The organism is Deltaproteobacteria bacterium (genome assembly GCA_003696105.1).
Classification (GTDB): domain Bacteria; phylum Myxococcota_A; class Polyangia; order Haliangiales; family J016; genus J016.
Genome location: RFGE01000004.1, coordinates 1 through 13,694, shown reverse-complemented (window position 1 = coordinate 13,694; position 13,694 = coordinate 1). Strand labels below are relative to the sequence as shown.

Annotated in this window: 8 protein-coding genes; 5 read left to right on the top strand and 3 right to left on the bottom strand. The window is 71.1% G+C overall.

All coding sequences use genetic code 11. From position 1 onward, the window contains the following. The first annotated feature begins 241 nt into the window (after nucleotides 1-241). On the top strand, nucleotides 242-1,543 hold the full coding sequence (locus D6689_00225) for a peptidase M28 family protein (GenBank protein RMH45302.1): 1,302 nt from the start codon (nucleotides 242-244) through the stop codon (nucleotides 1,541-1,543). Between the two features lie 49 nt (nucleotides 1,544-1,592). Here D6689_00225 and D6689_00220 read toward each other — a convergent pair whose 3' ends face one another. Further along, nucleotides 1,593-3,410 (bottom strand): hypothetical protein, encoded by a 1,818-nt coding sequence (locus D6689_00220; GenBank protein RMH45300.1) that lies wholly within the window; start codon nucleotides 3,408-3,410, stop codon nucleotides 1,593-1,595. Between the two features lie 40 nt (nucleotides 3,411-3,450). Between D6689_00220 and D6689_00215 the strand changes: the two genes are divergently transcribed. Both D6689_00215 and D6689_00210 read left to right on the top strand, forming a co-directional pair. Beyond that, nucleotides 3,451-5,142, top strand: coding sequence for a serine/threonine protein phosphatase (locus D6689_00215; protein ID RMH45299.1), 1,692 nt, complete (start codon nucleotides 3,451-3,453; stop codon nucleotides 5,140-5,142). A 61-nt stretch (nucleotides 5,143-5,203) separates the two neighbouring features. Next, nucleotides 5,204-8,284 carry a hypothetical protein gene (locus tag D6689_00210; protein RMH45298.1) on the top strand — a complete coding sequence of 1,027 codons (3,081 nt, stop codon included), beginning with the start codon at nucleotides 5,204-5,206 and terminating at the stop codon, nucleotides 8,282-8,284. A gap of 66 nt (nucleotides 8,285-8,350) precedes the next feature. On the opposite strand, the gene D6689_00205 is transcribed toward D6689_00210, so the two are convergent. Together D6689_00205 and D6689_00200 are read right to left on the bottom strand one after the other, a co-directional pair. Further along, on the bottom strand, nucleotides 8,351-9,136 hold the full coding sequence (locus tag D6689_00205) for a VTC domain-containing protein (protein RMH45297.1): 786 nt from the start codon (nucleotides 9,134-9,136) through the stop codon (nucleotides 8,351-8,353). 7 nt (nucleotides 9,137-9,143) lie between these two features. Next, nucleotides 9,144-10,232: a DUF4215 domain-containing protein gene (locus D6689_00200; GenBank protein ID RMH45301.1), complete on the bottom strand. Its 1,089-nt coding sequence runs from the start codon at nucleotides 10,230-10,232 to the stop codon at nucleotides 9,144-9,146. Nucleotides 10,233-12,412: 2,180 nt separating this feature from the next. Between D6689_00200 and D6689_00195 the strand changes: the two genes are divergently transcribed. Together D6689_00195 and D6689_00190 are read left to right on the top strand one after the other, a co-directional pair. After that, nucleotides 12,413-13,243, top strand: coding sequence for a hypothetical protein (locus D6689_00195; GenBank protein ID RMH45296.1), 831 nt, complete (start codon nucleotides 12,413-12,415; stop codon nucleotides 13,241-13,243). After that, the coding region (locus D6689_00190) for a hypothetical protein (GenBank protein RMH45295.1) at nucleotides 13,240-13,694 on the top strand (455 nt) is incomplete at its 3' end. The genes D6689_00195 and D6689_00190, both read left to right, overlap by 4 nt.

Sequence of the window (13,694 nt, the reverse complement as noted above, 5' to 3'; positions counted from 1 at the left end):
CCTTCGCCCCGAGCGCCTGCGCGCGCGGGGCGAAGGCGGCCAGCCGGGGACGACCGCCCCCGCGGTCCGCGACGGCGACACGGTCGCTCCGGCCGCGGCCGGCGGCGGGGCGCCCTCCGGCGGACCGGCCGCGGTCGCCGGCGAACGCGGCGGGTCGGCGGCCGATGGTTCGGCGGGCGCGGCCCGCTCCGAGGCGGGCGAGGCGCTTGCCGCGGCGAGTGCGCGCATCCTGGAAGCGGCGATGGCCGACGACGGCGCGTGGCAAAAGCTCGCCCACCTCACCGATCGGATCGGCCCGCGCCTGTCGGGCTCGCGCAATCTCGAGCGCGCCATCGAGTGGGCCGAGGCGGCGCTGCGCGCCGACGGCCACGACAACGTGCACCGCGAGCCGGTCATGGTGCCGCACTGGGTCCGCGGCGCCGAGTTCGGCGCGATCGTCGCGCCGATCGACCGCGAGTTGGCCGTACTCGGATTAGGCGGGACAGTGGCGACGCCGCGGCGCGGGGTCACGGCGGAGGTCGTCGTCGTCGACGACTTCGAGCAGCTCGCCCGACTCGGCGCAGACCGCGTGCGCGGCAAGATCGTCCTGTTCAACAAGAAGATGCCGGCCACCGACCCGGACCACGGCTCCGGCTACGACGAGGCGGTGCCCTACCGCACGCGCGGGCCGGTCGAAGCGGCAAAACTCGGTGCCGTCGCGGCGCTGGTGCGGTCGGTGACGACGCGAAGCCTGCGGTCGCCGCACACGGGTGCGACCCGCTACGAGGACGGCGTGCGCAAGATCCCGGCCGTTGCCGTGTCGACGGAAGATGCGGACCTGATCGCGCGCCTGGCGGCGGCCGGGGAGCGGGTCGTGGTGCGCGTCCGCACCAGTGGGCGCTACCTGCCGGACGCGAAGTCGGCCAATGTGATCGCGGAGCTGCCGGGCCGCGAACGCCCCGAAGAGATCGTCCTCATCGGCGCGCACATCGACAGCTGGGACGTCGGACAGGGAGCGCACGACGATGGCACCGGCTGCGCGATCGTCATGCAGGCGCTCACCGTGTTGCGGAGGCTCGGGCTCCGGCCGCGGAGGACGATTCGCGTCGTGTTGTTCACCAACGAAGAGAACGGACTGCGCGGTGCGCGCCAATATGCCGCGGATCACGCAAGCGAGATGGCCAACCACGTCGCCGCCATCGAGTCGGACACCGGCGGGTTCAAGCCGAAGGGCTTCGAGGTCCAGGGCGGGCCGCAGGCGCTCGCGCAGGCTGCCGACCTCGTCGCGTTGCTCGATCCGATCGGCGCGGGGCGGGCGGTCAAGGGATTCGGCGGTGCGGACCTGATCCCGCTCGCGCTCGCCGGCGTGCCCGCACTGGGCCTGTGGGTGGACGGCCGCACGTACTTCGACATCCACCACACGCACGCCGACACGCTCGACAAGGTCGACCCGACGCACCTGAAGATGAACGTCGCAGCCGTCGCGACGATGGCGTACGCGCTGGCCGAAATGCCCGAACGGTTCGGCGCCGCCGACCGGGAGCGCGCGCCGGCCGGGCGTTGACGCGCGGCGCGCGCGGGCCGCCTCGCCGCAACGCGCGCGCCGCTGCCGATTACGGCCCGGACGGGGGCGTCTTGGCCTTGTCCTCGGCGGTGGACGGGGCCGTGTCCTTGCCGCCCTTGCCGTGGGCCTTGCCCTTGTCGCGGGCCGCGGGCTGGGCCTTGCCCTCGCCGGGCTGGGCGTTGCCGTTGCCGCGGGCCTTGCCCTTGTCGCGGTCCGCGGGCTGGGCGTTGCCGTTGCCGCGGGCCTTGCCCTTGCCGTGGGCCTTGCCCTTGTCGCGGGCCGCGGGCTGGGCCTTGCCGTTGCCGCGCGCCTTGCCCCTGCCGTGGGCCTTGCCCTTGTCGCGGGCCGCGGGCTGGGCCTTGCCCTTGCCGCGCGCCTTGCCCCTGCGTTCGCCGGCGTCGTCGCGTGCGCCCGCATCGCCGCCGACCGGCGCGGGCGCGGCCGCATCGCCGCCGCCAGCCGGCGCGGGCGCCACCGGCTTGCCGCCGCCCGCCGGCGCGGGCGCCACCGGCTTGCCCGATGCGTCGAGTTCGATCTTGCTCGGGCCGGGCAGCAGGCGGAACTCGATCCGGCGGTTCTGCGCGCGCCCCTTGCGGGTCGAGTTGTCCGCGATCGGGCGCGCCGAGCCGTAGCCGACGGTCAAGATGCGGTTCGGGTCGATCCCGTGGTCGACGAGGTACCACTTGACCGCGTCGGCGCGTTTGCGCGACAGCGCCTTGTTCGTGTCCTCCGAGCCCGTGTTGTCGGTGTGGCCGGAAATCTCGATGCGCAGACTCGGATACTTCTTGAACAGGGCGACCGCCAGGTCGAGCGTTCGCCGTGACCGCCACAGGATGCGCGCGCTCCCGCGCTTGAACCGAATGCCCTTGATGACGCCGGTAAATTGCTTGACCTGCTCCGGAACCTCGTCCGGGCACCCGTCGTCGTCCTGGTAGCCGTTGAGCGTCTCCGGCTCGAGCGGGCACCCGTCGATGCGGTCCGGCCGGCCGTCGCCGTCGTTGTCGGAATCGGGGCAGCCGTCGTCGTCCTCGAAGCCGTCGAGATCCTCGGCCGCATCTGGGCACTGGTCGCGCGTGCCGAGCAGGCCGTCGTTGTCGGAGTCGATCTCCGGGCAGCCGTCGTCGTCGTCGATCTGGTTGACGACCTCGGCCTGGTTCGGGCAGCGGTCCACCTTGTCGGGGAAGCCGTCGCCGTCGCTGTCCGTTTCCACCGGCGAAGCGGGCGCCTCCACCGGTCGTTCGACGATGCGTTCGACGACGACCGTCTTCGGCGCGCCGAGGCCGAAGCGCACGTACAGCCCGAGATGGACTTCGTGCTCCAGCGTCAGGCTCGGGTCGCGTCCGGCGATCAAGAGTTGCCGGACGTCGAGCCGGGCGCCGAACGTGTCGGTGATCGCCGCGGTCGCGCCGACGCCCCAGTAGGTCGCGCCGTCGGTGTCCGGGCTGTCGATCGCCAGTTGTCGCGGCGCGTTGTCGAAGATCGCGGTCTGGCCGCCGACGCCGACGACACCGAACACGCTGTACTTGGGCGTGAGGTCGTGCGCGATCATCCCGTGAATGCGAAAGCCGAGTACCGTCGCCGAGATGTCGGGCCGGCCGTTTTCGCCGTGGGTCGAGGTCGGCGACACCTTCCCCTCGATCTCGATGCCGAAACGCCGGAGGAAATGCACGCCGAACCGCAAGCCGAAAAGCGGCGACGAATCGACCACCTGATCGTCGAACGCGGAGTTGCCGAGTTCGTTGTTGTCGCCAAACACGTCGCCGCCGATGAACGCGCCTGCGCGGACTTCGGTTCCATCGGCGAACGCCTCCGCGCAGGGAACGCACACTGCGACTACAGCCGCCAGCACACTGGTTGCGTTTCGCATGGCCAGGAGGATAACCTAACGCAAATTCAAAGGGGAGCCGATGCTGGCGTTCAGTAAGAATCCGGACGTCGCCGAGCAGCAAATGCGCGCGCTCATCTTCTACCTGACGGCGTTCGGGTACATCGACGGCGACTTCGACCGCACCGAAAAGAGTTTCATCCGGGACTATATCCGCAAGCTGGTCGAGCACCGCGCCCGGCAGGCGATACCGGACGCCGATGAGGCCACCCGCACCGAGATCGTCGACCGGTTCACGACGCATTTTCACGAGGTGTTTCAGGAGATCGACTACGGCGTCCGTTCCCTGTTCGACGAGGTCGTCGCCAAGGGGGAGGACGTCGACGCATTCGTCTACGCGAAACTGAAGCTGCGCTGTTACGAGATCTTCAAGGCGTTCGACGAGGACAACCAGCGCGCGCTGCTAGACACGGTGGACGAGTTGATCGCCGCCGACGGCAAGATCCACCCGGCGGAGGCCAAGTTTCGCGACGAGGTCCGCGCCCTGCTCGTTCAGGAGATTCCGCTGGACGACGCCGACCTCGAGCCGGTGGACTCCGACATCCACATCGACGAGCCGCGGCCGCGCCCTCCACGGCAGGAAAACCACCCGTTCTTCTCGCAGTTCGAGGTCCACTACTCGGCCGATCCGGTGCGGATTCGCCAGCAGGCGGAGACCGACGTACAGCTCATCCATCGCACGATGGCCGTGCTCGACGAGCAGCGGGCCGCGGGCGCCGGCAAGCTCGCCGGGCATCACAAGGTCGACGAGTTTGCCGGCCATCCGCCGTTTCTGGACGGGCATGTGTACGTCCATCCGCAGGAACCGGGGCGCGCCTACGAGTTGACCGTGCTCGGCGATCTGCACGGCTGCTACAGCTGCCTGAAGGCTGCCCTGCTGCAGTCGGATTTCTTCGCCAAGCTCGAGGCGTATCGCATCGACCCGACGCGCAATCCGAATCCACAGCTCATTTTGCTCGGCGATTACATCGACCGCGGGCGGTTTTCGTACAACGGCGTGCTGCGCACGGTCATGCAGCTGTTTACGACCGCGCCGGGCCACGTCTACATGCTGCGCGGCAATCACGAGTACTACCTCGAGTACCGCGGTCGGATCTACGGCGGCGTGAAACCGGCCGAGGCGATCAACTCGCTCGCCGCATACATGCCGCAGGAGATCTTCGAGGCGTACATGAAGCTGTTCGACGCGATGCCGAATATGCTGCTGTTTGGCCGCAAGTTGTTCGTACACGCCGGCATCCCGCGCGACGACACGTTCGCCGCGAAGTACCGCGATCTGTCGTCGCTCAACGACGCGGAACTGCGCTTTCAGATGCTGTGGAGCGACCCGGCCAACGCCGATTTCGTTCCGCTCGAGCTACAGGCGCAAAACGCACGCTTTCCGTTCGGGCGGTTGCAGTTCAAACGGTTCATGTCGACCATCGGCTGCAACACCATGGTTCGCGGCCACGAAAAAGTCGTCGAGGGGTTCCGGCGCGTCTACGACGACGGCACGTTCGTGCTGCTGAACCTGTTTTCCGCGGGCGGCGCGCGCAACGAAGACCTGCCCGCCGATTCGAGCTATCGCGAGGTGAGGCCGATGGCGCTCACCATGACGGTCGGAACGGACGGGCGGACGACCGCGGTCCCGTGGGAAATCGACTACGAGCGCTACAACCATCCGGCGCGCAACGCGTTCTTCCGGTCGAAGCCGGAGATCGAGCACCGCGCGTGAATCGGCGCGCGCGACGTGCCGACGGGCGGCGCGCTGCGACCGCCGGTCGCGCAGTTCGCGTATGATGGACCGGCGAGCACCCGTGGAGCCCCTGCGAGACGTCGACTTCACCGCGCTGACCGGCACCGTGCTGGCGGACAAGTACCGTCTCGTCGAGGTCATCGGCGCGGGCGCGATGGGGTGCGTGTTCCGGGCGGAACGGGTCGGCCTCGGGCGGTCTGTCGCGGTGAAGTTGCTGTTGCCGGGGCGGGCGGGGGCGCAACTCGATCTGTTTCGCACCGAAGCGCTGGCGGCGAGCCGCATCAACCACCCGCACGCGGTATCGGTCTACGACTTCGGCGTCACCAAAGAAGACGGTCTGCCGTACTTGGTGATGGAGTTTTTGCGCGGGCGACCGCTGTCGTCGGTCATCGACGACGGCGCGCTGGCGCCGGCGCGGGCGGCGACGATCGGCGCGCAGGTGCTGTCGGCGCTCGCTGAGGCGCACGCGTGCGGTGTGATCCATCGCGACCTGAAGGCAGACAACATCATCCTCGAACCGCTGCGAGACGGTGACGACTACGCGAAGTTGATCGATTTCGGCATCGCACGGCTCGCGGAGACCGATGACCGAGTCGACGGCGTCGCGGGTACGCCCGAGTACATGGCGCCCGAGCAGATCCGCGGCGAGCCGATCACGGCGGCCACGGATCTGTACGCGGTCGGTGTCCTGCTCTACGAGATGGTCGTCGGTCACACGCCGTTTGCCGACGCGCCGGATGTCAAGACGCTGTTGCAGGCGCACTTGTCACGACCGCCGGCCCCGGCGCACGAGCTCAATCCGGCGGTGCCGGCGGCGCTGAGCGACCTGATCGCGCGCGCGCTCGCCAAGGATCCGGCGGATCGGCCGGCGGGGGCGCGCGCCATGCGCGACGCGCTGCTGGGCGCCGTGCAGACGGCCGAGCGCACCCGCAGCTGCGCCGCGTGCGGGGAACTCGTCGGCGCCGGTGCGCGGTTCTGCCCGGGGTGCGGCAAACCGATCGATGCGGGGCGGCGGCGGCGCGCGACCGTCGCCCCGCCATCGCCGCCTCCGCCGCCTGCCCCGTCGGCGCGCGCGCCGGCCGTGCGCGCCACGCGCCTGACACTGCACCTGCGCAGTGCGCCGGACGGGCTCGTGGGCCGCAATCCCGAGTACGTGCGGGTCGCGGGGTTCGTCCGCGGCGACGAGGACGGCGCGGCGCTCGCGCTCGTGGGGCCGCGCGGCGTCGGCAAGGCGCGGCTCGTCCTCGAGGCCGCGCGCGCGCCGGCCAACACGCGGCCCGTGTGGTTCGCGGGGGCAGACCCGACTGGCCTCGCCATGCCGTGGTATCCGGTGCAAACGATGGTGCGCGCGCTGCTCGGTCTCACCGGTCGGGTCACGCGCGATGCACTGGCGTCGGCGGTCGACGCGTACGGCCTGCCGGAGCGAGACGTGCCCGGGTTGTGCGCGCTGTTCGGCGTCGACGGGCCGCTCGACGCGCTGGCCGACGACGCACGCCTGCGCGAAGTCGAGGCGGCGGCGCTCCGCGTGCTCGTGTTCGCCCACCGGCGTCATCCCGGGTCGGTACTGGCGTTTCACGACGTCGATCGCTACGACATCCCGAGCGCGTATCTGGTCGACTCGCTCGTGTCGCGGCTCGACGGCGCGGGCACGCGCGTGGTTGTGACGGCGTCCGAGCTCGACCGCGTGCCCAAGGACGCGGCCGTCATGGACATCGGCCCGCTGTTGCCCGCGGACGCCCGCGCGTTGGCGCAGATGCGCGCGCCGGGCCTCGATTTGCCGGACGCCGACGACATCGCGTCGATTACCGGCGGCCTGCCGGAGGCGATCGAGCACTTCGTGCGCTGGATCGACGCGGGCCACAGCGCGCAGCGCGCGCCGGACCGGCTCGTCGATCTGATCGGCCAACGCATCAGCAGCCTGCTGCCCGCGGCGCGGCGCGTACTGCAGGCTGTCGCGATTCACGGCACGGTGGCGCCGAGGGCGCTCGTGGAGATCTCGCACGGCGAATTCGATGCGGTCGCCGAGGCCGCGCTGGCCGAACTGATCGACGATGGCTTCGTCGTGCCCGGCGACGGCGACGACGTCGCGCTGTCGTCGGAGCTGTTGCGCGACGTCGTGCGGTCGACGACGCCGGCCGACGTGGCGCGCGCGCTGCATCGCAATGCGCTGGGCGCGCTCGCGGAACGCGCCGATACACCGATCGCGGTGCTGGCCCACCACGCGGCCGGCGCGCGCGATCCGGATCGGGCGTTCGATTCCTGTATGCGAGCCGGCCGCGAGGCGCTGCGCCTGTTCGACGACACGGGGGCGTCGCGCTGGTTTGCGCGCGCAATGGAGCTGTCGCACGAGGAGATCGCGGCAGGGCGCGGAGCCGCTCGCGAGGCGCTCGCGGATGCGACGATCGAGTTGGCCGACGTGCTGCGCAGGCTGGGCAAGCGCGATCTGGCGACCGACGTGCTCACGCAGGCGGCGCTCGGGGAACCCAACGCGCGCCAGCGCGCCGCGATCGCGCGCCAGCGCGGCCGCCTCGCACTCGCCGCGGGCGACCGGGCGGCGGCGCTGCGCCACTTGCGGACGGCCGTGGATCTGGCGTTTCGCGCGGGCGAGCGCGGTGCCCTGCTCGCCGAGGCGTACCGGCAACTCGCCGACGAGCTGCTCGCGGAAGGGGACGCCCCCGCCGCCGTGGACGCGCTGCGCGAGGCGGTCCAGGTCGTCACCTACGCTGAGGGGTTTGCGTGCGCACGCGAGGTACCCGAGCTGTGGCGGCTCGGCGAACGCCTCGCGCGGGCCGAACTCGCCGTCGGCGATGCGGCGGCGGCGGACGTCACCGCATCGGCGGCGTTTGCGTATACCGAGCGGGTCGGCGCGACCGCCGGCGCGATCGCCCTGGCGGTGACCATCGCGGACATCGCGACGGCGCGCGGCGATATGGCGCGCGCGCACGAATACCGCATGCGCGCGATCGACGCGGCGCGACGTGCGGGAGACCGGCGGCGCGCGGCCGAGTTGCTGCTGGGTCACGCGCGGGCCGCGGGCGACCACGCGAGTGCGAAGCTCGCGCGCACGCTCGCCGGCGAAATCGGCTGGCGCGAGGGCGTCGCGGCCGCCGAACGCCGGTGACCGCGAGCGCGCGGCCGCAGCGACCGCCGAACGCCGGTGACCGCGAGCGCGCGGCCGCAGCGACTACTACAGCGGAGTGAGCCGGCGAGTGAGCTCGACCGGCGCGCCGTCGGACTCGCGCAAGGCGCGCATGCCGTCGCGGAACTTCGAATACCCCGGGTCCGCCGGCAACGCGGCGACGAGTTCCGCGAGCCATGCCGGCATCGTCGCTGCGCTCGGCTGCTTGATCTCCAGCACGCGCGACGGCCCCGACGCAAGCGGTGCGCCGAGAACCTCCGGCGTGAGCGCCGGCGCCATGTTGTACAGACCGCGCGGGGGCGGGTGAAACGCGATGCGTTCGTCGTAGGTGATCCGCAGCGCGGCGTCGTCGCCGAACACGAGCCGTTCGTACGCCGTCACCATGACCGGGCGGAGCCGGAGCGACTCGAGTTCCGCGCGGATGGCGTCGGCTTCCGGGCCGCGCTCGCGCAGCGGCACGTCGCCCAGGACGATCTTGGTGACCTCGGACTTGGCGACTCGCACGCGCTGTTTCAGGCGCACCTCGCCGTCGCGCTGCTTGCGCTCGAGAAAGCAGGTGTCGGCGTAGTGGTAGCGACCCGAGGCGCCGTCGGTCCACAGGTACTCGCGGATGCGCATCTTGAGTGAATGGCGGCCGTCGCTGCGCTCGGCGAGCTGATAGTAGTGGCCGCCGCGCGTATCGAGGTACGTCGTGACCACGAGCGACGTGTCGCCGTCGTGGTAGCGGACGATCGGCAGCCGTTGACGCAGCGCAGCGAGCACGCGGCGAGCGTCGTCACGGCTCGGGTGGAACCGGCGCTCGCGTTGGTCCCGCCACGTCTGCGCGCCGTGCACCGATCCATCATAGCAGGGGACTTGGCGCGGAGGGGCCGCCCGGAACCGGCGCGCCGCCGCGTGGGCGGCGCCGTCGCGCGCGCCTGCGCAGCGCGACGACGGCGAGCGCCGCGACCAGCGCGGGCGCCGTCCACGGCCGGTGGGGCGTCCCGCCGGCGCGGCAACCGCAGTCGGCGCTGCCGGGTGCGGCGTCGGGCCGGGTGCAGTCGTCGAGGCAGTCGTCGCCCGGGTCCGCGTTGCCGTCGTCGCACTCCTCGCCGGCGTCGATGATGCCGTCGCCGCACATCGGCAACGTGCAGTTCGTCCGGCATGCGTCGGGCGCGTCCGCGTTGTCGGGCCCGTCGTCGCACTGTTCGATGCCGGTCGCCACACCGTCGCCGCACACCGACGGGGCGTACGCAACGATGCACACGTCGTCGACCGTCCAGCCGCCGAACTCCAGTCCACCGTCGGACGCCAGCTCGAACTCGACCTGCACCGTGCCGTCGGGCGCCAGTGTGCGCGTGAGGTCGACGTCGTGAAATCGCCACTCGCGATCTTGATGGTGCGTGGTGCCGTCTTCGGTGGCGAGGTTTTGCCACACAGGTTCGCCGTTGGCGTAAATCGTGGCGCGGTCGTAGCTGCCGTCCTCGACGTTGAGCCACCGGCGGTACTGCAGGCGCACCACCGAGTAGCCGGACGCGTCGACGACGGGCATGCGCGCGAAGTTGACCTTGTCCGGCTGGTACGACCCGTTGAAGTTGTCGTGGCCGAGGTCGTTGCCGAACGCGCGCTCGCCGGAGAACGCCCGGTCCGGGTCGCCGCTCGCCGCGCGGCCGGCGGGCACGTCCCACTGCCAGTCGTCCGCTCCCTCTCCGTCGGCGCCGCTGCGCAACCCGTGGGTCCATCCGTCGACCGCGGGATCGGACTCGAAATCGGTGCAGTACAGCTCCGTGACCGCCCCGACGAACAGCTCGTAGCGCGGGTCGGCGCGGTTTTGCGGCAGCGACCATTCCGAGCCGTCGTCGGTGCGGACGACGATGCGGTACTGCACGACCTCGCCCTCCGGCTGGGGCGGGATCGCGCCCTCGAACGCGCCGTCGCCGGTCGCCGCCATGTCGACCTGGCCGGCGCGCGCCGGATCCGATCGCAGGTTCCATTCGAGCGTGGCCGCGGCGATGCCCTCGCCGTCGCAACGGGGAGACAGCCCGCGGACCGCGAGCGCGACGTGAAACCCGTCGACCTGCGGGATCTCGACGCCGAGAGGGCTCACCTCGACGTCGATCGCGCGCAGGCCGTGGCGGCCGAACGCCTCGTTGATCTCGCACTCGTCGGGCGTTCCGTTCGTCAGGTCGCCGTCGTCGTCGTTGGCGGCGAGGACTTCGGGGTACATCGTCGGCATGTCGCTGGCTCGCGCGATGCCGGCCTGAAACAGCCGGTCGGCGCGCGCGACTCCGTCCGCTTGCCCGTACTTGGCGATCAGCAGCTCGCGCAGATCCCACAACGTGGCGGCGATGAGGATGCCGTCGGCGTGGACCTCACCCTGCAGGTCGTCGGGGAACACCGGATCGTCGGTCGGGTCGATGTCTCGCAGCGGCTGGTTCGTGAAGAAGAACCCGCGACCCATTCCCGGATCTCCCGTGATCGTCGCGGCCAGGTAGTCGCTGCCCCCCTCGCTGAGGGCGCCGTCGAACTGGCCGACGCCGTCGATGATCGAGTGTGCGTGATACGAGTGGCCGAACTCGTGGTACACGACGTCCGCCAGCCGCCCCGTGTTCTCGCAGCCGCCGCCGCGCGTGAAGAAGTTGATGTTGGTCCCGTCCGAGAATGCGTTGCAGTTGTCGTCGACGTTGACCGTCGCGCGGATCGGCTCGTCGAGCCACGCCATGTCCGGCGTGATGCCCTTGCAGTACGCCTTGACCCGGTTCGCGTGGATGTAGGTCGCCAGCTGCGCGTCGACGCGCTCGTCGTCGGGCGCCGACCAGCGCGCGGTCCCGCCCGGGGCGAGGGTGACGTCAGCCGTCGCCGGGTCGCCGGCCGCGTCGTCGACGGCGACGAGCGCGCCGCGCGCGGTCACGGTCACCGATGCCGGCGCATCGCCGGGCCACGACAGGACGCCGTCGGCGTCGGTCGTCGCGGCTTCTCCGTCCACGGTCACGTCGACGTGCGGCGCCACGTAGTCCGCGCGGTCGCCGGTCGGGCGGCGCACCGGCGCGTCGAACGCGATGTGGCCGCTCGCGAACATCAGCGTCTGGCGGCGCGCCACCGGCGTGAACCGCCATGCGTCGACGAACACGTCCCATCGCGTCGCGGGACGGCGGGTGGCGAACTCGGCGCGATACACCGTGCGATAGGCGCGCACGCCCGTCGGATCGACGAGCGGCAGCACGTACGGGCCGTCGAACGCCGCCAGGCGCGGCGCCGCGAAGCCGTCGGCCTCGAGCCAGGCGCGCGCCTTCGCGGCGGCGCGCGTCCGGTCGCGCACCGGCCGCGCTGGCGGCGCCGAGACGTGCGGGAAGGCCTCGGACGCGATCATGAACAGGCGGTCGGCGCGGAACCGCACGCTGACCTGGCCGCCGAGCACCGGTATCCCGCGAACCGTTTGGCGAAAGCCAACGGATCGAATGCCCGCGTGCACCACGTTGCTCACGACGTGCAGGTCGCCGGGCGTGGACCCCGGTGCCAGCAGATCGATGTGGCGCTCGACGAACGCGCGGGCGTAGCGTTCGGCGGCGGTCGCGCTCGCCGTCGCGCCGGGTGCGGGCAGGCCGCGCCCCCACGCGCGGATCGGCGTGCCGGTGGCGACATCCCACATCGCGGTCCACGTCGGCCCGACGTCGGCGACGAACGCGCGCCACGCGCGCCGAGCGGCGGCCGGCGGGCGGTGGTACGCGGGCGCGCGAACGACGCGGACGGGCGGGCCGGCGGCCACCTCGAGCGCCGGGCCCGGGTGCGACCACGCGGGCGCGCGCGACGCGGCGGCGGTCCCGGCGGCGGCGACCGCGATGGCGGCGACAGCGAGCGTGCGCAGCATGATGCGTACAGTGTCGCGCGCCCGCGCGCGGCGCGCACGCGCGGGCCGATGACAGGCGCTCGCTGCGCGGCTGGACGCCGTCGCCTCTGCGGGCGTTCGCCGGCAACCCGCGGACGGCCGCCGATCGGCCTGGGCTGCCGAATCTGGCCGCTACGCCCGCCGCGCGGGCGACTCCCGTGCTACACCGCAGGATAAACGAAGGCGAGGCAACCGTGGGATCGACGAAACCAGGCAATTCTTCGGGCGGAATCGGCGCGCGGGCGGTGCCGGCGGCCGCCGGCGCGGCGATCGTGGCCGTTGTCGTCGTGGCGGCCCTGTCGCGCGTCGGCTGCGTGAACGTGTACACGCCGCCGGGGCACGAGGGCTACATCAAGTCGAATCCGATCTTCGGCGCGGCGGAGTTCGTCGGCACGCAGGACGGCCCGACGTCGACCGGGTGGGTGTGGCGGCAGCAGGTCGTCAACATCGACATGCGGCCGCGAACCTACTCGGAGGAGATGACGATTCCGACCAAGGATCGCCTCGAGCTGAAGTTCCGCGCGCACGCGCGGATTCAGCTGCGCAGAGGCTCCGTCAAGGAACTGGTCGAGCAGTACGGCGGTGAAAACTGGTACCGGGCGAACGTGCAGGATCAGTTCCGGTCCGCGGTGCGCGCCGAAGTGCAGCAGCTCGATGCGTTCGAGGTCAAGGATCGCATGGCCGACATCGGTGCCGCGGTTCTCGCCGCGATGAAGAAACGCTACGGGGGCACGCCGATCGAGTTCATCAGCGTCGACATCGGCAACATCGACTACCCCGAGCAGGTCGTCCGCGCCGTCGTCGGCAAGTTCGTCACCAACGAGGACAACGAGCGCAAGGACATCGAGCTGCGCATCGCTCAGCGGCAAATCGACATCGGTATCGCGGAGGCGCAGGGCGTGGCCGACGCACAGCGCATCATTCGGACGACGCTCGATCCGATGTTCTTGCAGTACAAGGCGCTCAAGGCGATCGAGCAGATGGCGAACTCCGCGAACACGACGTTCGTCGTCATGCCCTACAACCCGAGGAGCAACGCTCCGTTGATCATGCAGCTCGGCGGAGGTGGCCAATGATGCGCGCGATGTGGGCCGGGATCGCACTGGTCGCCGCCGCGGCGGGGTGTACTCACCCGAGCACACCCGAGGGGCACGAAGGGTACGTCTACCACGTGCCGCTCATGTTCGGGAAAGCGGAGTTCCGCGAGACGCTGCGCGGTCCGGCGTCGACCGGCGTGTCGTGGCGCCTGTACGTCGAGAACATCGACATGCGGACCAAGAGTTACACGGAGGAGTTTCAGCTCCTCACGCGCGACAACCTCAGCGTCGACTTCGAGGTCAACACGCGCATCAGCCTGCGGCCCGGCAGCTCGCGCGAGATCGTGGAGCAGTGGGGCGGGGAGCAGTGGTACGCGTGGAACGTCAAGGAGCCGCTGCGGACGATCGTGCGCACGACCGTGACCGGCGTGAGCGCCGTCGACATCCAGATCAAGACAGAACAGGTTCGCACCGCCATCGAGCAACGGCT

Excerpts from the sequence above, each read along its gene's own strand:
- D6689_00225 (RMH45302.1), top strand. The coding sequence starts at position 242 with ATGGCCGACGACGGCGCGTGGCAAAAGCTCGCCCACCTCACCGATCGG.
- D6689_00220 (RMH45300.1), bottom strand. The coding sequence starts at position 3,410 with ATGCGAAACGCAACCAGTGTGCTGGCGGCTGTAGTCGCAGTGTGCGTT.
- D6689_00215 (RMH45299.1), top strand. The coding sequence starts at position 3,451 with ATGCTGGCGTTCAGTAAGAATCCGGACGTCGCCGAGCAGCAAATGCGC.
- D6689_00210 (RMH45298.1), top strand. The coding sequence starts at position 5,204 with ATGATGGACCGGCGAGCACCCGTGGAGCCCCTGCGAGACGTCGACTTC.
- D6689_00200 (RMH45301.1), bottom strand. The coding sequence starts at position 10,232 with ATGGCGGCGACCGGCGACGGCGCGTTCGAGGGCGCGATCCCGCCCCAG.